General features: G+C 44.0%; 21 protein-coding genes. 3 read left to right on the plus strand and 18 right to left on the minus strand.

The window, feature by feature from the left end; genetic code table 11:
* Positions 1–3 precede the first annotated feature (3 nt).
* The 11 genes from proS to nth form a co-directional block, all read right to left on the minus strand.
* A complete protein-coding gene (gene proS, locus JMF81_RS03610) occupies positions 4–1,443 on the minus strand; it encodes a proline--tRNA ligase (protein ID WP_201310110.1) in 1,440 nt (479 codons plus the stop codon).
* Positions 1,444–1,746: 303 nt separating this feature from the next.
* On the minus strand, positions 1,747–2,289 hold the full coding sequence (locus JMF81_RS03615) for a hypothetical protein (RefSeq protein ID WP_201310111.1): 543 nt from the start codon (positions 2,287–2,289) through the stop codon (positions 1,747–1,749).
* Entirely contained in the window at positions 2,279–2,749 is a 471-nt protein-coding gene (locus tag JMF81_RS03620) for an RNA polymerase sigma factor (protein ID WP_201310112.1), read from the minus strand. Before JMF81_RS03620 ends, JMF81_RS03615 begins: the two co-directional genes overlap by 11 nt.
* A gap of 323 nt (positions 2,750–3,072) precedes the next feature.
* Positions 3,073–3,240: a hypothetical protein gene (locus tag JMF81_RS03625; RefSeq protein WP_201310113.1), complete on the minus strand. Its 168-nt coding sequence runs from the start codon at positions 3,238–3,240 to the stop codon at positions 3,073–3,075.
* A 231-nt stretch (positions 3,241–3,471) separates the two neighbouring features.
* Positions 3,472–3,969 carry a tRNA (cytidine(34)-2'-O)-methyltransferase gene (locus JMF81_RS03630; protein WP_201310114.1) on the minus strand — a complete coding sequence of 166 codons (498 nt, stop codon included), beginning with the start codon at positions 3,967–3,969 and terminating at the stop codon, positions 3,472–3,474.
* Complete coding sequence (locus tag JMF81_RS03635; RefSeq protein WP_201310115.1) at positions 3,970–5,133, minus strand: aminotransferase class I/II-fold pyridoxal phosphate-dependent enzyme; 1,164 nt, start codon at positions 5,131–5,133, stop codon at positions 3,970–3,972.
* The gene (locus JMF81_RS03640; RefSeq protein ID WP_201310116.1) at positions 5,133–5,627 is read right to left on the minus strand and encodes an Lrp/AsnC family transcriptional regulator; all 495 of its coding nucleotides are present in this window, start codon (positions 5,625–5,627) and stop codon (positions 5,133–5,135) included. The genes JMF81_RS03635 and JMF81_RS03640 overlap by 1 nt, the downstream gene beginning before the upstream one ends.
* Positions 5,628–5,647: 20 nt before the next feature.
* Positions 5,648–6,634, minus strand: coding sequence for an AIR synthase related protein (locus tag JMF81_RS03645; RefSeq protein WP_201310117.1), 987 nt, complete (start codon positions 6,632–6,634; stop codon positions 5,648–5,650).
* Between the two features lie 36 nt (positions 6,635–6,670).
* Positions 6,671–8,197 carry a VanW family protein gene (locus JMF81_RS03650; RefSeq protein WP_201310118.1) on the minus strand — a complete coding sequence of 509 codons (1,527 nt, stop codon included), beginning with the start codon at positions 8,195–8,197 and terminating at the stop codon, positions 6,671–6,673.
* Positions 8,198–8,327: 130 nt separating this feature from the next.
* Positions 8,328–9,035, minus strand: coding sequence for a 3'-5' exonuclease (locus JMF81_RS03655; protein ID WP_201310119.1), 708 nt, complete (start codon positions 9,033–9,035; stop codon positions 8,328–8,330).
* A gap of 4 nt (positions 9,036–9,039) precedes the next feature.
* Positions 9,040–9,690: an endonuclease III gene (gene nth / locus JMF81_RS03660; protein WP_201310120.1), complete on the minus strand. Its 651-nt coding sequence runs from the start codon at positions 9,688–9,690 to the stop codon at positions 9,040–9,042.
* Between the two features lie 201 nt (positions 9,691–9,891).
* On the opposite strand from nth, the gene JMF81_RS03665 reads away from it, so the two are divergent.
* Positions 9,892–10,764, plus strand: coding sequence for a Cof-type HAD-IIB family hydrolase (locus tag JMF81_RS03665; protein WP_201310121.1), 873 nt, complete (start codon positions 9,892–9,894; stop codon positions 10,762–10,764).
* Between the two features lie 75 nt (positions 10,765–10,839).
* On the opposite strand, the gene JMF81_RS03670 is transcribed toward JMF81_RS03665, so the two are convergent.
* From JMF81_RS03670 to JMF81_RS03680, 3 genes are all read right to left on the minus strand, one after another.
* A complete protein-coding gene (locus JMF81_RS03670; protein WP_201310122.1) occupies positions 10,840–11,700 on the minus strand; it encodes an anti-sigma-I factor RsgI family protein in 861 nt (286 codons plus the stop codon).
* Complete coding sequence (locus tag JMF81_RS03675) at positions 11,697–12,278, minus strand: RNA polymerase sigma factor (RefSeq protein WP_201310123.1); 582 nt, start codon at positions 12,276–12,278, stop codon at positions 11,697–11,699. Before JMF81_RS03675 ends, JMF81_RS03670 begins: the two co-directional genes overlap by 4 nt.
* Positions 12,279–12,421: 143 nt before the next feature.
* On the minus strand, positions 12,422–13,000 hold the full coding sequence (locus JMF81_RS03680; RefSeq protein WP_201310124.1) for a hypothetical protein: 579 nt from the start codon (positions 12,998–13,000) through the stop codon (positions 12,422–12,424).
* Between the two features lie 287 nt (positions 13,001–13,287).
* On the opposite strand from JMF81_RS03680, the gene JMF81_RS03685 reads away from it, so the two are divergent.
* Together JMF81_RS03685 and JMF81_RS03690 are read left to right on the plus strand one after the other, a co-directional pair.
* The gene (locus tag JMF81_RS03685) at positions 13,288–14,193 is read left to right on the plus strand and encodes a Cof-type HAD-IIB family hydrolase (protein WP_201310125.1); all 906 of its coding nucleotides are present in this window, start codon (positions 13,288–13,290) and stop codon (positions 14,191–14,193) included.
* Between the two features lie 97 nt (positions 14,194–14,290).
* Positions 14,291–15,175 carry a Cof-type HAD-IIB family hydrolase gene (locus JMF81_RS03690; RefSeq protein ID WP_201310126.1) on the plus strand — a complete coding sequence of 295 codons (885 nt, stop codon included), beginning with the start codon at positions 14,291–14,293 and terminating at the stop codon, positions 15,173–15,175.
* Between the two features lie 40 nt (positions 15,176–15,215).
* Here JMF81_RS03690 and pyk read toward each other — a convergent pair whose 3' ends face one another.
* The 4 genes from pyk to JMF81_RS03710 form a co-directional block, all read right to left on the minus strand.
* Positions 15,216–16,217 (minus strand): pyruvate kinase, encoded by a 1,002-nt coding sequence (gene pyk, locus JMF81_RS03695; RefSeq protein WP_201310127.1) that lies wholly within the window; start codon positions 16,215–16,217, stop codon positions 15,216–15,218.
* A 222-nt stretch (positions 16,218–16,439) separates the two neighbouring features.
* On the minus strand, positions 16,440–16,940 hold the full coding sequence (locus JMF81_RS03700; protein ID WP_201310128.1) for a hypothetical protein: 501 nt from the start codon (positions 16,938–16,940) through the stop codon (positions 16,440–16,442).
* Between the two features lie 39 nt (positions 16,941–16,979).
* Positions 16,980–18,314 (minus strand): 6-phospho-alpha-glucosidase, encoded by a 1,335-nt coding sequence (locus tag JMF81_RS03705; protein WP_201310129.1) that lies wholly within the window; start codon positions 18,312–18,314, stop codon positions 16,980–16,982.
* A 22-nt stretch (positions 18,315–18,336) separates the two neighbouring features.
* Positions 18,337–19,908 (minus strand): alpha-glucoside-specific PTS transporter subunit IIBC, encoded by a 1,572-nt coding sequence (locus JMF81_RS03710; RefSeq protein ID WP_201310130.1) that lies wholly within the window; start codon positions 19,906–19,908, stop codon positions 18,337–18,339.
* Positions 19,909–20,397 lie beyond the last annotated feature (489 nt).

A 20,397-nucleotide genomic window follows, 5' to 3' on the forward strand; every position in this document is an offset into this window, starting at 1 on the left:
TGTCTAATATGCTTTTCCAAAGTAAACTAATTTTTTCGCCGGTTTTCCACAATGGACACATACATCACTGATGTGTTCCTGATGGAACGGCATACATCGTGTGGTCGCTGTCGTTTCTTCCTTGATCGCTTCCTCACATTCCGTCTCTCCACACCACATGGCTTTGACAAATCCATCCTGTTTCTCGATGTGCTCTTTGAATTCATCCCATGTCGTTGCTTCTACAATGTGCTCATTCAAATGTTTCTTTGCTCTCTCAAACATATCTTTCTGCATCTGATCCAGCACTTCTGCCAGTTTCGTTTCCAGTTCATCCAGGGAAACGATGGTTTTTTCTCTTGTATCTCTTCTGACGATCACGGCCTGATTCTTCTCAATATCTTTCGGTCCGATCTCTACTCTTGTCGGAATTCCCTGAACTTCCTGCTCACTGAACTTCCATCCAGGACTCTTGTCAGAATCATCTACTTTTACTTTGAATCCTGCTTCTGCCAGCTTCTGGCGAATTTCTTCTGCTTTCTCAAGAACTCCTGCTTTCTTCTGCATGATTGGGATGATCATCGTCTGTACCGGCGCGATTTTCGGAGGAAGCACCAGTCCGGAATCATCTCCGTGTACCATGATGATCGCTCCGATGATTCTTGTAGACATTCCCCAGGATGTCTGATGCACATACTGCAGTTTATTATCTTTATCTGTATACTGAATATCAAATGCTTTGGCGAATCCATCCCCAAAGTTATGGCTGGTACCAGACTGAAGCGCTTTTCCATCATGCATCAGCGCTTCGATCGTATAAGTGGAATTCGCTCCGGCAAATTTTTCCTTATCTGTCTTCTGTCCCTTGATCACTGGGATTGCCAGATATTCCGCACAGAAATCCGCGTAAATGTTCAGCATCTGAATAGTACGCTCTTCTGCCTCTTCTTCTGTGGCATGGGCGGTATGTCCTTCCTGCCAGTAGAACTCAGATGTACGCAGAAATGGTCTTGTAGTCTTTTCCCATCTGCAGACAGACACCCACTGATTATATAATTTCGGAAGATCTCTGTGAGAGTGGATGATCTTGGAATAAAAATCACAGAACAGCGTCTCAGAAGTCGGTCTTACACAAAGACGTTCCTGAAGCTTTTTATTTCCTCCATGGGTTACCCATGCAACCTCAGGAGCAAACCCCTCTACATGATCTTTTTCTTTTTGTAAAAGGCTTTCCGGAATGAACATCGGCATTGCTACATTCTCTACGCCTGTTTCTTTAAATTTAGCATCCAGCACTTTCTGAATGTTTTCCCAGATGGCATACCCGTTGGGGCGCAGGATCATACATCCCCTTACGCTGGAATATTCAACTAATTCTGCTTTTTTGACGACGTCCGTATACCACTGGGCAAAATCGTCTTCCATCGCAGTGATCGCTTCAACTAATTTCTTCTCTTTTGCCATGAAAACTATTCTCCTTTTTCTATCTTTCATGGACTGCATCCTGTACAGCCATACTATTTTTAATATTACTGTAAAATCAGGAAGATTTCAAGATGTATCCAACAAAACCCGCCTTTGGCAACGGCTTCGGCCCTGCGGGCCTGCAGATTGATTGCCCGCAGGTGGGTTTTGTTTCCTGGTTTCTTCTATCCCCACGATTATACTTCCGCCATTTGAGGCTGCATAGAGAGAAAAGACCGGTCCCTGCCCATACAGACCGATCTTTTCTTTTACCCGAAACTTTTATTTTTTTGTTTCAAATCCTTATTCCTCTGTACTGTCTGCCCTGGCCGCAGCTTTATCGCCCTGCTTTAATGTGATATTATAATCATCCATATCTCCAGTAACCTTATAAAATGTCTTTTCCCCGGAATCATTTTCCAAGGTTTCATCTGTAATATTCAGCTGAATCGTTCCAACTGCTTTGCCATCGGCAAAGTCGTCTGTAATATCCGCAGCCCGTCTGCCGTCAATCATCAGATAAACTTTTCCGTCTTCCTGCACCAGCTCGGCTTCCTGCCCGGATTTATTGTTTAAATCAACTGCTGCGTCCAGCTTTTTTCCATTTTTGTCCTGAAAATGCACAACTGACTGTCTGACCCATGTTTTCCCTGTTGCAGCATAACAAATCCCGTTCGATAATGTGAAAACCATTGTCAGCACCGCTGCCAGCCCTGCGGCCCGGCAGATCCCCTGATTCCATTTTATCGGCCTTCTCTTCGCTTCCAGACGTTTTACTTTTTCCTTCAGTTTATCCGGAGCGTGAATCTCTTTGAACATTTCCTGTATGCGCCTCTCACTCTTCACTTGTCCATGCCTCCCTTAATAACTTCCTTGCCCGGGTCAGCCTCGTTCTCACGGTGGCGTCCCTGATATGTAACAATTTCGCAATTTCTTTTGAAGAATACCCTTCATAATAAAACAGGTACACTACAATCCTGCATTTGCCAGGAAGGGCCATAACCGCTTCATATAGTTCTTTATTTTCTTCTGTTTGGAAGGCCGGTCCTTCCGTCATCTCAAGTGAATCGACCTTCTTATGCCAGAAGGATGAAACCATACGATTGCATTCATTTACACATACGCGGATCAGCCACCGGCGTATATGCTCCTCATCCCGAAAATTCACATTTTTCGTAAGCAGTTTCAAAAATGTCTGCTGTACAATATCATCTGCATCAGCCGGCGATTTTGTAAAACTCAGGGCGATTCTGTAAACAGTATCTATATATTTCGCAATGATTCCCTCGTACTCCTTACTGTCCAATCGAGGATCCCCCTTCCCAGTATATATTCTTCTTGCGCGCAAATTCAGATTCATCTCCCGCAGGGCAGGAAACTCTCTATTCCCCCTCTTGAAAAGGCCTTCATTAAAAGAACACCTGAGGAAAGCAAAATGTGCGATGAAAAATAAAAAAACTTGCGAAGATACAGACTGTATAAGGCTGGAAACAAGACAAACTTCCTTGATTTCCTCCTCTCCTGACTTTTCTGCATCACAGGAGGAGTCTGCTTCCTCCTGGCTTGTATTTTTATCCTCTGGGAGGTCTTCCTCCACAAGATACCTCCTCCCCTCCTGGCTTTCCTGCATCACAGGAGGAAGCTTCTTATCTCCCAGGACATCCAAAATCCCTGGTTTCTCCCCACAGGAGGAATTTCTCTAACCCTCAGAGCCTCCGAAATCCCTGGTCCCTCCTCCCAGGAGGAGCCTGCTTCCTCCTGGCTTGTATTTTTATCCCCTGGGAGGTCTTCCGCCACAAGATACCTCCTCCCCTCCTGGCTTTTTTGCATCACAGGAGGAGATTACTTCTTTCTTAAAGTCCTCTCTGCATACAACATCCAGCAAACTACTCTCTCCGCACCGGGAAATCACTCCCTGACGGACATCCTTCCCCTTCTGTTCCTCTTCTCCAAATTAAAAAACCCTCCCGCAAGCAGCATTCTGCAGACCCACAGGGTCGAAGCCGTTGCTCAGGGAGGGTTTTCACTCTACCAATGGTACTTATGCAGTTGTCCTTCTGTTTGGAATTCTTTAAATCCCTGATGTCTTAATACCTCATATGCTACAATGGCGACTGAGTTTGACAAGTTTAATGACCGTATTTTCGGAAGCATCGGTATCCGAATGCAGGTTGCTTCATAATCCAGAAGTATCTCTTCCGGGATTCCTGCACTTTCTTTTCCGAACATTACATATACATCTTCCTCTTTTTCATAAGCCGGTTCTGAATACATATGTCTTGCCTTGGTTGTTGCCATATAAATTTTAGGATTTCTGTTCTTCTCCAGAAAATCTTCAAAATTCAGATATGTACGCACATCCAGATGTTCCCAGTAATCCAGGCCCGCGCGTTTTATCATCTTCTCATTCAGCCGGAATCCCAGCGGTTCGATCAGGTGCAGCACTGCTCCGCAGGCTACGCATGTCCTTCCGATATTTCCAGTGTTCGCCGGCATCTCCGGCTCATGCAATACAATGTGCAGCATTTATTTCTCCAATCTACTGATAAATCTTTTCAGGCGTCCCAGAGCTTCTTTCAGTTCCTCAATCGAATACGCGTAGGAAACTCTCAGATATCCTTCTCCGCACTCACCGAATGCGGATCCTGGGACAATTGCTATTTTCTCTTCATTCAGCAGCCTTGTTGCAAATTCCTCCGAAGACATGCCGAATTTTTTAATAGAAGGGAAAATGTAAAAAGCTCCTTCCGGTTCAAAGCATTCCAGTCCCATTTCTTTGAAAGCATGAACCAGATATCTCCTTCTTTGATTATATGCCGTACGCATTTCTTCCACTTCATCATCACAAGAGCGCAAAGCCTCAATTGCCGCATACTGACTGGTGGTCGGAGCCGCCATAATACAGAACTGATGCACCTTGGTCATCTGTTCCATGATGGCTCTCGGACCGGCTACGTAGCCCAGGCGCCATCCGGTCATGGCAAATGCTTTGGAAAATCCATTGATGACCAGCGTACGATCCTTCATTCCCGGAAGGGATCCGATGCTGACATGCTTTCTTCCATAGGTCAGTTCAGAATAAATTTCGTCTGAAATCACCATCAGGTCATGTTCCTCCGCAAATTCCGCGATCGGCTCCAGATCTTCTTTCGTCATAACAGCGCCTGTCGGATTATTAGGATATGAAATAAAAACTGCCTTTGTTTTATCTGTCAGTTTTTCTTCCAGCTGCTCTTTCTTTAACTTAAACTTATCTTCTTCCTTCAGGTTCACAACAACCGGTGTCCCTCCGGCCATAATGATGCATGGCAGATAAGAAACAAAACATGGCTGCGCCACAATAACCTCATCTCCCGGGTTCAGAATAGACCTCATGGCAGCGTCAATTCCTTCACTTCCTCCTACCGTTACAAGGATTTCATGATCCGGGTGGTAAACCAGCTGATATTTTCTCTCCAGATACTGGCTGATCTCATAACGCAGTTCTTTTAATCCCGCATTGGAAGTGTAAAAGGTCTTTCCTTTTTCCAGAGAGGTAATTCCGGCTTCGCGGACTCTCCATGGTGTGTCGAAATCCGGTTCTCCCACACCCAGGGAAATTGCCTCTGGCATCTCACTTACAATATCAAAAAACTTACGGATGCCGGATGGTTCCAGAGCGGTTACTTTCTCAGATAAAAAATTTCTCATTATGGAGTCACCGCCTGTCTCTCATCCACTTTTTTCGCTTCCAATATTGTTCCATGGTCTTTGTATTTCTTCAGAACAAAATGTGTTACTGTGCTGACTACAGATTCCAGCGGCGCCAGCTTGGAAGATGTAAACAAGGAAATTTCTTTCATTGTCTTGCCTTCCAGCATGACCATAAAATCATAGCCTCCGGACATCAGATAGACTGCTTTTACTTCCGGGAAATTATAAATGCGTTCTGCAATCTTATCAAATCCCTGACCACTCTGAGGTGTTACTTTTACCTCGATCATGGCAGTCAGCTGATCCTTGCTGGTGTTGTCCCAGTTGATTACTGTGTGATATCCGCAGATAATGTGCTCTTTTTCCATTTCCGCGATCTCATTGGCCACTTCCGTTTCCTGTACATCCAGCATAACCGCCAGGTCATGAACCTCCAGGCGGCTGTTTTTCTCAATCAGCTTCAAAATCAGTTCTCTTAGTTCCGTATTCATGCCTCATCCTCCATTCTTTTTTATTTTATCTTATAGAATTCATCGTTCCTCGTAATCTCCAGATTTGCTGCCTTTCCCTGCCGGTAGATCAATTTCTCTCTGGAGTCTGATGTCCGTCCAATCACTGCTGCCTGAATTCCATTTGTCTGCAGTTCTCTTACCAGTTCCTGTCCCTGATCCGATGCAATCAGCATGGCTCCTGTCGACATCAGCTGATAAGGATTTAAATCAAAATATTCACAAATTTCTATCGTATGCTGTTTTATGGGAATTTTCTCAATTTCCACCTCAAGACCAGTTCCGGATTTTTCTGCCGTCTCCCAGAGAGCTCCATAAATCCCCAGTTCCCCCAGCGCCATTCTGAAAGTATCCGACCGGTTCAGGATTTCTGCCTCTTTTTCAATGGACAGCCTCTCTGAACATGCCTCTGCTTCCCTTAAAAACATGGACGGGAATCTCCGGCTCAGTTCTTCTTTCTTCAGATCTGCGATCATTCCGGTTCCCGCAAGTCCGATAGCCCCGGTGACGATCAATTCCTGACCAGGTTTTGCTTTCCCCGGCCTTTGATTCTGCGGCAGGATTTTCCCCACTCCATGAACAGACAGAAGCGGCTGATTCACCGCTTCTGTCACCTCTGTATGCCCTTCTATGATCACCATGGACAGGCTGGCGCATGTTCCATGAATCTGTCGGATTACCCGTTCAATCTGATGCTTTTTTGTATCTGGCGGAAACAGTGCCGTCATTGTGATCCCTACAGGGATCCCTCCTTCTGCGGCTATGTGGTCTGCGGCTGTATATGCCGCCATCTTTCCCATGTAATTCTCTGGAATTGTCTGCATCAGATCATGCGTTATGACAAATGTGTCCTCATCTTCTGCCTGCAGAGCCGCACAGTCTTTCCCAATTCCAAATCCATCCGGCAGTTCTTTTATTTTCCCGGCCGGATGCCTTCCTTTCCCTGCCATATTGCAGAGTATGGATTCCGGTAATCTTCCTGTTTTCATATCATTCCTTACCTTTTCAGGATTCGTTCCTTTCAGCTATTGCTTCGTTCCTGCTGTATCTTTTGATGCTTTTTCCGTTGTCTTCGGCGCAGCTGTCGTTGCTTTCTGCGTTGTCTTTGGCGCGGCTGCTGTTGTCTTCTGCGTTGTCTTCGCGCCTTTTTCTGTCGTCGCTTTCTGCGTTGTCTTATCTTTGTTCTTATCTTCTTTGGCAGTCGTTGCTTCCTGTTTCTTTGTACCTACCCGGTAAGTCGGTGATGTTGCCATATAAGTGGAATTGTTAAAGACAGTTCTTTCTGTCTCTTTTCCATTTACTTTAACGATCTTCCAAAGTCTTGCTGTATATCCGGTATGTCCGGACTGTTCCAGAATTTTTGTTCCTTCTGCCAGTGTCGGATCCTGGATTGTTTTTTCTCCGCTGCTTTGTTTTACAGAAGTCGTCTCAGATTCAAATTCCACGGTCCGGTCCGGATCTTCTTTTACGCCATACACGGTGAATGTAATCGTTGATCCATTGGCATTTCCTTCAATATAAATCGGAAAATCATTCTGATTTTCAAATTTCAGATCTTTATAAGTTCCCGCAATTGCCGCATCTGCGGATCTTGGAACATATGCCACGGTCATGGAATGCGGATGACGCTCTGTCACCTTCAGTTCCGCACGGATAATGGCATTATACAAAGTCGTGGATACCTGACAGATTCCTCCTCCATAGGTCTGGACTGTCTGTCCGTTTTCGTAAGATCCTGCCAGTTCATAACCATTTTCCTTTGTAAATGGTGATACCTGTTTATATACAGAAAATGTCTCTCCTGGATAGATCACGGTTCCATTGATCTTCTTTGCTCCATTTGCCACGTTGACCTTACGTCCATAAGCAGATGAACTGTAATTTGTCGTATAGGTGCCCATGACATCTTTGATCTTCTCTACATCTTTCGTGGTATATTCTGCCTTCTTTTTAGTAACGACCAGTTCACATTTTGTTCTTCCGGCATCTACCGCTTCTTTGAATTTGTCAAATGAATCATCAACATTTAATGTATATCCGGATTTTTCCTTCGTTACTGTAAACTCTCCATTTTCCCGTTTCACAGAAGCATTTTCCGGAGCGGTAATGATATCCGCCGTTGCCTTCTTCATCTGCTTTTTAAAAATAGATTCGTCATATGTGCGGTAAACTGCCACTTCGTGTTTTTCTTTGTTTACATCGGAATACTTCTTAAAAATACTTCCGGTACGTCCGATATCATAAGCTTCCTGTGCGGTTTTTTTCGCATTCGGAGCGGCTCCCAGAGTTTCCAGTGACACTTCCACCTTTTTGTCATCTACTGTAAACGTCATGTTTCCCTTATGCAGTCCGGAAATATGTTTTTCCAGCGCTTTTTCCGCTTCCGCTTTTGTCATGCCGCCAAGATCCACGCCGTCGCATTCTACGCCGTCCATAATTTTTCCTTCTGTCAGTTTGCTGTTTATCGCACTGTTTAAATACATAAAGACCCCTGCAGCTAAAAGAGCCAGAACAATCACGATACCTGCTGCAATTCCAATTCTCTTCTTCATGTCTTTTTTACCTTCATTTCCTACTTATATCATTCTTATTTCGTTTACATTACATATCCTGCTACCATAGTAACAACCATGATGATTACAAGCAGCAGTGCTATAATCATCACTGCGATCCGCTGTTTCTTCATTTTCTCATCACTCCATATTTTGAAATTATGCGGTCGATCTCTCTGGATGCCTCACTCTGAGACATCTGATCCACATTTACATTATCTTTTATTGTATGATATTTCATCAATTCCTTCAAGTATCGTTTCTGTTTTTCTGTGATCGGACGCTGCTTCCGCACCCGGTACTGAAGCTGTCTTGGGCGAAACGCTTCTTCTTCCTGAGGGAACTCTTTCTTCATTTGTTCAAAGACCACTGCCGTTGCGAGAGCATCATCATAGGCTCTGTGGGCGGATTCATTCACATAATGATAATGGGCGCACAGCGTCTCCAGTTTCTTATTCTTCAGCCCGCGCAGCAGTTTCCTTGCCGCAGCCAGCGTATCCACTCCGTCCCTCTCAAAAGGCTTTCTGCAGGCGTTCGCTGCTGTTTTCATAAAGCTGTAGTCAAACATAAGATTATGTCCCAAAACCGGAAACCCTTCACTGAACGCAAGAAATTCTTCCACTCCCTTTCTCAGCGGTATCCCGTTTTGGAGCATCTGCCTCGTAATGCCGGTCAGTTCAATAATAAAATCACTGACCGGAACCTCCGGACGTATGATGCAGTTATATTTTCCTATGATTTTCTCATCCTGGATCTTAACGGCTCCGATCTCGATCATCTGGTCGCTTTCCGGTGACAATCCGGTCGTCTCCAGGTCAAACGCTACATATCTTTTCATTTGTTCACACCTCACAGGACGGACATACTGTCTGCAGCGGACATTCTCCGCATTTCGGTCTTCTCGCAATACAAATACTGCGCCCATGGGTTATGATCTGGATATTATATAAAATCCACTGTTCCCTGGGCAGTACTTTCATCAGATCCTGTTCGATTTTCACAGGATCCTCATTCTTCGTAAGATAAAGAAGCCTGGATATCCTCTTCACATGGGTATCCACAACGATGCTGGGCTCGTGGAAAATATTCCCCCGGATCACATTTGCCGTCTTCCTTCCCACACCCGCCAGCTGTACCAGATCTTCCAGCCGGTCCGGCACCTGTCCCTGATGTCTTTCCAGCAGCTGTCCCGCGCACAGAATCAGATTCTTTGCTTTATTTTTATAAAAACCGGTGGAATAAATATCCTGTTCCATCTCTTTCAAATCCGCATGTGCAAAGGCTTCCAGCGTCGGATATTTCACAAACAGCTTTTCCGTTACCTGATTGACCCGCTCATCTGTACACTGTGCACTCAGAATCGTCGCAAACAACAGCTGCCACGGCGTCTCATAATTCAGATAACATTTATATTCTGTTGAGTATGTCTGATTCAGAATCCCACAGATCTTATGTACCCTTTCTTTTGTAATCCGTTTGGATGCCCGCTTCATCTTTCCACTCCTTTTCTGCCTCCGAAGGTCATAGAAAGCGGCTTTTTCTCTGCCTTCTATGGTATTTATCCATTATACACAAATGGTGCGCCCCTCTCAAGAGACTTTCTACTATATTTTTTGTATCTTTTATGATACGATGAATATATCAATACGACAGAAATGCCGCTGGCATTTTTAAGATCATAAAAGGAGGAAGAAATGATTCAATTAATCGTCTCTGACCTGGACGGAACCCTGCTGAACGAAAACAAGCAGATGACACCACGGACAGCCGATGCAATCAAACAACTTCAGCAGAAAGGGATTCGTTTCCTTTTAAATACGGAACGGGAATATTTCGACGCAAAATCCGTACTGGATTCTGCGGGAATCTGTTGTGATATGATCTGTTCCGGCGGAGCTTACACCATTTGTGAAAACGGGGACAGCAGCCATGCTGCTTACATTTCCCGGCATATGATTGACCAGATGCTTTCTTTATTTGGTAAATATCACGTATTTTTTGAAATTTACAGTACAAAAGGCCGCTGTATCCTGGGAACGCAGGAGGCCTATGAAACATATCTGACCGGAGAATATTTCCCATCCCTGCTGGAAGAGGATAAGAATTTTTCCATGACGCAGGAAAACTACGATCAAATCCTGTCAGAAACACATTTTTATGATACCGGCGACCTGCTTTTGGAAGATAATCCACAGATTCTGCGGATTATTTCCCGGTCCAATGATACCTGGAAGCTTGACCAGCTCCGCAATGAAATGCGTCACAGCATCCATGAACTGGCTGTCTCTGAAGATTCAGCATATTGTATCCAGGTTACTGCCATTGAGGCTCAAAAGGGAGCCGCCCTTCTGGCATATATGAGAGACCACCGGCTTTCCCTCAAGAATACCCTTATCATAGGAGACGGTCATGAAGACTATTCTATGCTGGGCCTCCCTTACATTAAAAGTGTCGCCATGGGAAACGCCATTGATGAAATTAAGGAAATCTGCGAATATCAGACCAGCAGCAATGACGCATCCGGTGCCGCCGCGGTTTTTGAAATTCTTCTCTCCTCATTATCCTAGGCAGTTGATTCGGACAAACTACAAAAAAAGCAGAGAACCGGCTTCTCTGCTTTTTTTCGTCTTCTTGTTCACTTTTTAATCGTCATCATCATCGTCGTCATCGTCGTCATCGTCGTCATCATCGTCGTCATCATCGTCGTCATCTGCCGTCGTCGTCGCCGGCGCACGGGTTGTTGTCTGAGGCCTGGATTCTGTTGATGCATCCTCTCTGCTTTCATCCAGAAGTTCCGTCAGTTCTTTCAGCGAAAGCTGAGTGAGATCCTCTATTTTAAGATTTTTATGTTCTTTCATTACCTTACGAATGAGCGTTAGTTTTCCCAATGAAATTCCATATTTCTCCGCAATTTCCTCTTCTTCTTCATTTTCTGACATTTCCTGGTCCGTCACATAGACAGCAATTCCTTTTTCATTAAGATATTCGCTGACCGCACTGTTCAGACGAATCCGGAGTTCTTCTGCTTTTTCATGATCCGGATGCTCCACAGACAATAAAATATGGTTTTCTAAATTTTCTTTTGACAGATATCCGTGTTCGATCATTTCATCCAGCATCTGCTCTACAACCTGATCCACCTCCCGGTTCTCATAATCAATATCTTCAAGGATTTCTTCTCCTTCATGATTGATCGCTTCCATTCGGATTACTCTGTTTTCTTTATTTAATACGATTTCAATACTTGGATTTACATCAAAATCAACAATTGAACTTGCTCTTCTCTGAAACCGCAGACTGAAAACCAGAAGTATGCACAGGCATATGCCTGCTGCTGCCGCCGCATAGCGCATCCAGACAGGTTTTTGTCCCCTTCCCTTTTCCTGCATGGTGATATCATCATGTTCCTTCATTTTCTGTACGTCTGCACGTTTTAATTCCTCAACGGACACAGAAGGGGCATCTTCTATCGCTCTGGACAATCTTTCTTCTATTCTATTCATTGTCCCACCACCTCCATTTCCGCAAGATATGTTCTTAATTTTTTCAGAGATCTTTTATATTTTGAAAGGACCGTTGACAGTGGTATATTGAGAGAGCTGGCGATTTCTCTGTGTTTCAGTCCCGAAACCGCATGCAGCATGACGATCCGTCTTTCTTCTTCTGTCAGCCGGGTCAATACTGTCTCCAGCACCATCCGGTCTCCTGTATTTTCCACGAAACTGAATTCATCCTGAAATTCCAGTTCGGAAAAGTCCCCGTCATGATATCTCGCATGATGCCGAAGGCGATCCATAGCCAGATTTCTTGTTATGGTAAACATCCATGCCAGAGGCTTCCCCATGGACTTATATAAATGTGCCGCGCTTCGTATTTTCAGAAATGTATCACTGACGATATCCAGGGCATCCTCGTGGTGACGTACAATGGACAGGGCGTATGCGTATATCGTCTTTTCCGTCAATATATAAAGTTCCTCAAAAGCTGCCATATCGTCCTGTCCAATGCGTTGGAATAACCGTTCGTCTATTTTTAATTTTTTCTTTTTAAAATCGGATTCGAAACTCCATGCGATTATCATACTTTTTCTCCCGCTGTGTTTGTAAAATCATTCCTATTTTAGCATGAAGCCGGATGGAGTATTGTTAAATCTACGTGAAATATTTGTTATATTTATGATAATTTCTTCTATTATATCATATTGCCATCTGCTCTTCATTATTTTCAGTCATCTCTGTCGTCGTCATCATCGTCGTCATCTTTTTCATAGCGGTCGTCATCGTCATCATCATCGTCGTCTTTTTCATAGCGGTCATCGTCGTCCCAGTCGTCGTCATCATCATCGTCGTTGTCATCCCAGTCATCGTCTTTTTCATAGCGGTCGTCGTCATCCCAGTCGTCGTCATATACTGCTCTGGTTGTCTTTTTCCCTGCAGCCGCTTTTCTGTCATCGTCATCATCATCATCTTTTTCATAGCGGTCGTCATCATAAACATCGTCATTATCATCATTGTCATAACGGTCATCATCCCAGTCGTCATTGTCATCTGTCTCATAGCGGTCGTCATCATATCTGTCATCTGCGTCATCTATATCATCCCGGTCATCATAATCATCGTCATTCTGTTTCTGTACCGCTGTCGTACCGGAACTGTTCGGTTCCTCTGTTCTTTTTTCCTGCTGCTGTTCCATTCTCTTTGTTCCGTCGTCATCTGCATTGACGCCTGAAAAATGTACGGCTCCGAACACGATACCTGCCAAAACTGCTGCCACTAAACAAACCTTCATAATTACTTTTCTCATATTACTCATCTCCTTTTTTTCTGAAATTTATCTGTTTTCATAATAGTAACGGGATTCCTGTGGGTTTTATTGCACTCATTTTAAAATTTTTTTATTTTTTTCTTTCTCCTTTCTTTTTCACCTTTTTGTCTGTTTTCATAATAGTAACGGAGCTGTTCTTCTTTTTATTGCATTCTTTTTTAAATTTTTTTATTTTTTCCGATATAACTCATTTTTTACATAATCGTCACGAAAATACTCTATTTCGCGTGATACGATATCCCTACATTTTGGAAAGGAGAAGATATATGATTCGATTATTTGCTTCTGATATGGATGGAACTTTATTAAACAGTTCTGGGGTCATTTCCAGATACACGGCAGATTCCATCCGAAGACTACAGACATGTGGAATTGAATTTATTGTAAATACAGGGCGCGATTATACAAGCGCAAAAAAAGAACTGGATGCTGCCGGTATTTCCTGTAATATGATCTGCTGCAGCGGAGCCTGCACCTACGATTCCTATGGAAATCCGAGCAATATTGCATCTCTGCCGAAAAGCACCGCAAAAAAAATACTCAATCTTTTTTTGCGGCATGGTGCTTTTGCAGATATTTATACTGAAATCGGAAAAACCTCCGTGGAAAACCAGTCCCGGTTTTTGAGCTACTACCACGAAGAAGTATTCCCTGCCCTGAAGAAAGAACATAAAATTTATTATCAGACTCCAAAAGATTTTCAGAAAATGATGTCTCAGGTGCATTTTTTTGAAAATGCCGACAGTCTGCTTGGCACCCCGATTCCAATTTACAAAATTTCTACTACTTTTTCTGACCCGGAGAAAATTTCCAGTCTTCGCAAAGAGGTGGAAGCCATCGAAGGGCTGCATATTGCATCCACTTCGTCCACCAACCTGGAAATCACTCAGGAGAAAGCACAGAAAGGCTATGCCCTTCTCCAATACGCAAAACAAAGATCCATTGAACCTTCTGAAATTCTTGCCATCGGCGACAGCGAGAATGATTTCTCCATGCTTTCCCTTAATCTTGGAAGCACGGTTGCCATGGCAAATGCCGCGCCATCCATCAAAAGAATCTGCCGGGCAGAAACTTTGTCCAATGATCAGGACGGTGTTGCTGTTTTAATGGAAGGACTCGTTACGGAACGATGTTTCTATGAGATTAACCGCCGTTATGTATTCGGTCTTTAAAGGAAAATCACTCTGAACTTGATGTTATATTTCTTCCTGTGATAGTATATATAGGAGCATAAAATGCCTGATTTTATATTTTAAGGAGGATCATCAGATGATACGTTTAGTTGCATCAGATTTAGACGGTACCCTGCTGGACAGTTACCGCAGGATTACCGAAGAAAATAGAGAAGCCATTGCCCGGCTTCAGGAAAATGATATCGAATTCATCATTAATACAGGAAGAGAATATCAGAACGTCCTGGATATCGCCGCAGAAGCCAATCTGAAATGCGGCATGATCTGCAGCAATGGAGCCAGCGGCTACGATGAAAATGGAAATCTTTTATTCCAGCATTTTATTCCGATGGAACATGTAAAAGAGATTATCCGCATTTTCCATCAGCTTGACTTTACCCCGAATCTTTTCTCCCAGTTTGGACGTCTTTCCATCCTGTCAGAAGAGAAACTGAGGGAATATACAAAAAATGTGATGATTCCTGCCATGCAGCTGAGCCATCCGAATTTTGTTTATACAGAAAATGCCTTGAATGATCTGGTTAAGAGAGTGATCTATATTGACGGTGAAGAAGCCCTCTATCAGAGTGATCATAAAATCTTAAAGATCACAACCCATTCTCCAAAACCAGAGCGGCTCGCCGAGCTTCGGGAAGCGCTGAAAGAGGTTCCTGATCTGGCAATCGCCAATACATCCATCGCCGATATTGAGATTACCTCTGTTCATGCCCAGAAAGGGATCGGTCTGATGGATTACGCAAAAACCAAAGGCTATCATCCGGATGAAATCGTTGCTGTGGGAGACAGCGGAAATGATTATTCCATGCTTTCTCTCCCTGGTATTCATTCTGTGGCTATGGCAAACGCAACCGAGGAAATCCAAAATATCTGTGTTTACCGCACAAGAGATAATTCCAATGACGGTATTGCCTATATGATCCGCTGCATTCTGGCAGACAGAAATAACTTTGAACTTCGTTAAAAATTTACTCCGGAAAGGCGTTTCGCTTCTCCGGAGTTTTTTACTGTACTTTTTTGAGTTTAATCTGAAGATACTTTTCTGCCTGGCTTCCCGTCTCTGTTAACACTTCCATGGCTTCCACCGGGTATCTTCCCATTGCTGTCTCCCCAGTCAGCATCAGGGCTGACGCTCCCTGCATAACAGCCTGAAAAATATCACTGACTTCTGCTCTGGTAGGATATGAATGATGAATCATAGAATCCAGCAGCTGGGTGACGACCATAAATTTTTTATCCTGACTCCTGCACTCTTCTGCAATCTGATCCTGGATGCATGGAAGTTCTGTCAGCGGAACCGCATTTCCCAGATCTCCCCTTGCAATCACAACGGTATCGCATTCCGGCAGAATCTCTTTTAAATTTCTGACTCCTTCCATATTTTCAATTTTGGCAAAAATCCGGATATCTTCACATCCCTGCTTTTTCAGCTCTTCCTGCAGCTCCTGCAGATCTTCCTTTCCTCTGACGAAAGGCAGCATAACTTCTGTCACACCATACTCCCTGGCGCAGGACAGATTGGCATGATCCATGGAAGTCAGCACAGGCTGACGGATACTGCATCCCGGAAGGACAATGCTCTTTCTGGAGGTGAGTCTTCCTCCTCTCAGGACCCGGCAGACTGCCTTCCCGTTATCTATGGATTCCACTCCTAATTCGATTTTTCCATCATCCAGAGATACTATCTGTCCTTCCTTCAAAAATGGAATCACCGCATTTGGCACTGGTATCTGCCTGCCGCCCAGAATCACTTTCCGTCCGTCTGCCAGCACCATCTCCCCCGGCAGGACTCCAATTCTTAATTCCGGTCCCATCAGATCAATCATGAAATCCGGCTGTATTCCTTCTTTTCCGGCTGCTTCAAAATATGTATCAATCCAATCTCTGCTCTCGCTCAGAGATTTATGAGATAAATTCAGCCGTATCCCGGTCATCCCTGCCTGCATCATCTTTCTCAGGATATCTGCAGATACACATGCAGGTCCCAGAGTTCCGTAATATTTCATTTGCCTCCCTCCTTTTATGACCTATTATAGCATTTTTCAGCTGCTTTGATTCTTTTTTTCCATATTTTGTGAATTGTCCCCCTCTTTTGTCTTTTTACATCCCAGGAGATTTTTCTCCCCTGTCTCCTAATGAGAAACAGAAAAATTCCGAAACCGTGAGATCAATCACAGTTCCGGAACTATTCTGTTATCTTTATTTATATGGTTAAGAAAGAATGACCGTTATCCTAAGCGCAGCATGGCAAACATACAGATTCCTGCAAATGCAAGTACCACAAGGCTTCCTGATATATCACGCAGCAGATGATTTCCTGCCATTCGCTTTACTATTCCTTTTACAGGAATCTGATATGTCCTTACGCATTTATAAGTAAGGAACATCAGCATTAATACATAGATAAAATTCTGTATCATAAGTTCTGCAATGATCATAAGAAACATATTTGAAACTGCGTAATCATAGTCTCCGTCATGCAGGTGATCTTTGATAAACCCAAGGAGATATGCGATAAAAGGGTTCAGCATGGCTACAATAAACATGACCGCAGCACTTGGATTGCTGCTGATGACAGCCTGGATGTTTCCTCCTGCGCCTTCTTTTGCCGCATCCATGCTGAGATATCCCAAAGCGATGAACGGACTCACAGTCAGCAGCACTCTGATGATCATAAAAATCCGATCTGCCGTACCAGATTGTACCCTTGTATTTACTAACTTCATCATTCCTTACTTACTCCTTCCATTTGCTTTCTTTGGTCCTGTTTATTTTAATTCCGGCCAGTAGTCCTTGTTTGCCTCGATCAGGTCGTCTAAGATCTGTTTTGCTACCTTCGCGCTCGGTACTGTCTTGGATAATGTCAGTGCCTGCCATAACTTCTGATAGCTTCCTTCGATCCATGCTTCTACTGTCAGTTTCTCTACGCTTACCTGCTGCTCCATCAGTCCTTTCTGGAACTGTGGGATCGCTCCCTGGCAGATCTTCTCATATCCATTGCTTCCTACGATACATGGGATCTCTACCATTGCAGTACGATCGAAGTTCTCTACCGCTCCTTCGTTCGGTACGATCAGCAGGAATCTTTCCTGTGTGTTCTCTGCGATGGCGCATGCCAGGTCTACGATATAGGTCGCGTGTGCGTCCGGCTCAAATGCGCTTCCCTCTGCTGTTCCGCTCTCGATGATCTTCCGGCACTCTCCGAAGATGAACTTCTCTCTTCCGTCCATGACTTCGTTCGCTCTTGTATATTCCGGATTGGATGTCTCCACGACATAATCAGGGAACAGATAATATTTTAAGTATGTGTTCGGGATCGTTTCCGGATCCACTGCGTATACGTCTCTTGCTTTCTGGAATGTATGTACCCAGCTCTCATCTACATGCTGGTTGGAATCAGAAAGGGCGTCTGCGTATCCATTGGCTGCCATATGCTCTTTGATCTGCGGCATCAGGTCATTTCCTTCTGAATCATAGATCTTGTTCCACCATCCGAAGTGGTTCAGTCCATAGTATCCGTAAGTCATTTCTTTTCTGGATTTTAATCCGACCATGTTTGCCATCTTTTCCATCAGGTCGATCGGCATATCACAGATATTTAAGATCTTGGAGTCTGGTCTCAGTCTCCTGGTTGCTTCCGCTACGATCGCTGCCGGATTGGAGTAGTTTAACATCCATGCGTTTGGTGAATATTTCTCCATGTAATCCAGGATCTCGATGACTCCTCCGATGGAACGCATTCCATAAGCGATCCCTCCTGGTCCGCATGTCTCCTGTCCCACTACGCCATATTTTAACGGGATCTTCTCGTCTTTTTCACGCATTGCATATTTTCCGACACGGATGTGGGCCAATACGAAATCGATGTCTGTGAACGCGGTTTCCGGATCTGTCGTATACGCGAATTCTACTTCCGGAGCATTTTCTTTCAGATAGATCTCACATGCTTTTGCCACGATCTCCTGTCTCTCTGCGTCATTATCATAAAACTTGATGGAGCGGATCGGGAATCTGTCCATGTGGTCTAACAGCATCAGTACGATACCTGGTGTAAAAGTACTTCCGCCGCCTGCGACTGTGATTGAATATTTTTTCTTTGCCATCTCTTATTTCCCTCCTGAAAGATTAAAGCAATGATTCAAATACTTCTCTGATTTTTGGTACTTTCAAACCGATGATAACCTGGAATGCTTTTCCGTTAACAGAACATCCGTGGGTTCCGATCGCTTTGAAGTAAGCGTCATTTTTACAAATCGTTTCATCTTTTACATTGACACGAAGTCTTGTTGCACAGTTTGTGACATCTGCAATATTATCTTTTCCTCCGAGGCCTTCCAGAATCATCTGGCACAGTTCAACATCAGGATCATCAGATACTGCCTGTCCTTTTGCCGCCTGTTTTTCCCTGAATTTCTCTTTGGAACCAAATTCGATTTCCTCATCATCTTCACGTCCTGGTGTTTTAAAATCAAATTTCAAAATCAGGAAACGGAATACTACAAACCAGATTCCTGTGAAGATCAGACCGATCACAAGCATCAAGATGTACTGCTGCCAGTGGTTTCTCATCAATGGAATCAGGTTCAGAGATGCGATCTCAATCAATCCGCCTGAGTTGATACCTACGATTCCCGCCAACCACATGGTCGTTGCCAGAGTTGCTGCCAGTAATGCATGTACTACAAACAGTCCCGGCGCTACGAACAGGAATGTGAACTCGATTGGCTCTGTTACACCGCAGACAATCGCTGTCAGTGTGATAGGAAGCAATAATGCGAAAACTTTCTTTTTCTTTTCAGGTTTTGCTGTATTATAGAATGCTAAAGCTGCACCTGTACATCCGAACATTTTTGCAAATCCGCTGGCTGTAAAACCGGCTTCCGGACAGAAAGATTTTAAAGATGCGGTAGATGCTGCGATCTGTGGAAGCAGTTTTGCCCAGTATGCATATAATCCGCCCGGTACAACAACGTTATCATAGTAAAATGGTGAATACATTAAATGATGTAATCCAAATGGAATTAACGCTCTCTCAAGGAAGTTGAATACCCAGATTCCAAGTGCTCCTGCGCTCTTTACAAATCCCTGGAACGCGAAGATTCCTAACTGAACTTTCGGCCATACGGCAACTGCAAGCACTGCAACCGGAATCATAACAAAGAATCCAACCATGAATACGAAAGTTGATCCGCTGAAGGAACCAAGCCATTCCGGAAGTTCTGTATCATAAAATCTGTTATGTAAGTAAATAACAACTCCGGAAACTGCCAGCGCTCCGATCATACCCATATCCAGTGTCTTAATGCTGGCAATCATTGCAAGTCCGCTGCTGCCTCCGACTTCCTGAGACATATCAACGCCGAACACTCCGCCCCACTGTGTAAGAATCGTATTTACGAAATAATGGAATGTCAGATACAATACCAGGGCTTCCATACAGCATCTGGCGTTCTGTTTTTTCGCCATTCCAATTGGAAGTGATACTGCGAACAATAATGGCAGCTGGTTAAATACGGTCCATCCACCCTGAAGGAACACATTCCAGCATTTGTACCACATGCTTGTCGGCGCTGCCAGGCTTCCCATGATTGCTTCTGTTGTAAACAGGGTTCCGATACCTACAGAAACACCTGCGAATGCGAACAGAAGTACCGGTGTGAACATGGCTCCACCGAACTTTTGAATTTTCTGCATCATTTTTCAATTCACTCCTTTTCTTTTCATTGAGTTTTTCCTAACGTGTTAAATACCGGTATTCCTTAACTACAATCGAATCATAGCATGGGGGATTTTTTTTCTCAATAGATTACACCTCTTTAGGCACAACGCCAATTAGTTTATAATTTTTCACATTTCCTGTGATTTCTCACACCCTTTTTTCACAGAAAGATTTTTTGATATTTTCCCGCATAAACAGGAAAGAATCCTGCCTTGCAGGATTCTCCGCCTGCGGCGGGGCGCATAAGCGGCATTTTCCGTTCCGCCGCAGTGCAATCCTCGCGAAGCGTTTTTATTTCATGGGAACGAAATTTCCTATGAACTTTCATGCCGTGGCCACTTGGCACCACCATCAATGAAACATAGCTATAACTTTTCAGTTACTTGCCATGGTTTCAGGTGTATACTAAAGATAACGGCAAAGTTCGATTTTTATTTGAGCCAACAGCTCGCCTATGAAACTGAATG

It is taken from the genome of Anaerostipes butyraticus (assembly GCF_016586355.1).
Classification (GTDB): domain Bacteria; phylum Bacillota; class Clostridia; order Lachnospirales; family Lachnospiraceae; genus Anaerostipes; species Anaerostipes butyraticus.

What these genes read in the sequence shown, in the direction of transcription:
- proS (WP_201310110.1), bottom strand. Translation starts at nt 1,443, where the DNA reads ATGGCAAAAGAGAAGAAATTAGTTGAAGCGATCACTGCGATGGAAGAC.
- JMF81_RS03630 (WP_201310114.1), bottom strand. Translation starts at nt 3,969, where the DNA reads ATGCTGCACATTGTATTGCATGAGCCGGAGATGCCGGCGAACACTGGA.
- JMF81_RS03635 (WP_201310115.1), bottom strand. Translation starts at nt 5,133, where the DNA reads ATGAGAAATTTTTTATCTGAGAAAGTAACCGCTCTGGAACCATCCGGC.
- JMF81_RS03640 (WP_201310116.1), bottom strand. Translation starts at nt 5,627, where the DNA reads ATGAATACGGAACTAAGAGAACTGATTTTGAAGCTGATTGAGAAAAAC.
- JMF81_RS03645 (WP_201310117.1), bottom strand. Translation starts at nt 6,634, where the DNA reads ATGAAAACAGGAAGATTACCGGAATCCATACTCTGCAATATGGCAGGG.
- JMF81_RS03650 (WP_201310118.1), bottom strand. Translation starts at nt 8,197, where the DNA reads ATGAAGAAGAGAATTGGAATTGCAGCAGGTATCGTGATTGTTCTGGCT.
- JMF81_RS03655 (WP_201310119.1), bottom strand. Translation starts at nt 9,035, where the DNA reads ATGAAAAGATATGTAGCGTTTGACCTGGAGACGACCGGATTGTCACCG.
- nth (WP_201310120.1), bottom strand. Translation starts at nt 9,690, where the DNA reads ATGAAGCGGGCATCCAAACGGATTACAAAAGAAAGGGTACATAAGATC.
- JMF81_RS03665 (WP_201310121.1), top strand. Translation starts at nt 9,892, where the DNA reads ATGATTCAATTAATCGTCTCTGACCTGGACGGAACCCTGCTGAACGAA.
- JMF81_RS03670 (WP_201310122.1), bottom strand. Translation starts at nt 11,700, where the DNA reads ATGAATAGAATAGAAGAAAGATTGTCCAGAGCGATAGAAGATGCCCCT.
- JMF81_RS03675 (WP_201310123.1), bottom strand. Translation starts at nt 12,278, where the DNA reads ATGATAATCGCATGGAGTTTCGAATCCGATTTTAAAAAGAAAAAATTA.
- JMF81_RS03680 (WP_201310124.1), bottom strand. Translation starts at nt 13,000, where the DNA reads ATGAGAAAAGTAATTATGAAGGTTTGTTTAGTGGCAGCAGTTTTGGCA.
- JMF81_RS03685 (WP_201310125.1), top strand. Translation starts at nt 13,288, where the DNA reads ATGATTCGATTATTTGCTTCTGATATGGATGGAACTTTATTAAACAGT.
- JMF81_RS03690 (WP_201310126.1), top strand. Translation starts at nt 14,291, where the DNA reads ATGATACGTTTAGTTGCATCAGATTTAGACGGTACCCTGCTGGACAGT.
- pyk (WP_201310127.1), bottom strand. Translation starts at nt 16,217, where the DNA reads ATGAAATATTACGGAACTCTGGGACCTGCATGTGTATCTGCAGATATC.
- JMF81_RS03700 (WP_201310128.1), bottom strand. Translation starts at nt 16,940, where the DNA reads ATGATGAAGTTAGTAAATACAAGGGTACAATCTGGTACGGCAGATCGG.
- JMF81_RS03705 (WP_201310129.1), bottom strand. Translation starts at nt 18,314, where the DNA reads ATGGCAAAGAAAAAATATTCAATCACAGTCGCAGGCGGCGGAAGTACT.
- JMF81_RS03710 (WP_201310130.1), bottom strand. Translation starts at nt 19,908, where the DNA reads ATGATGCAGAAAATTCAAAAGTTCGGTGGAGCCATGTTCACACCGGTA.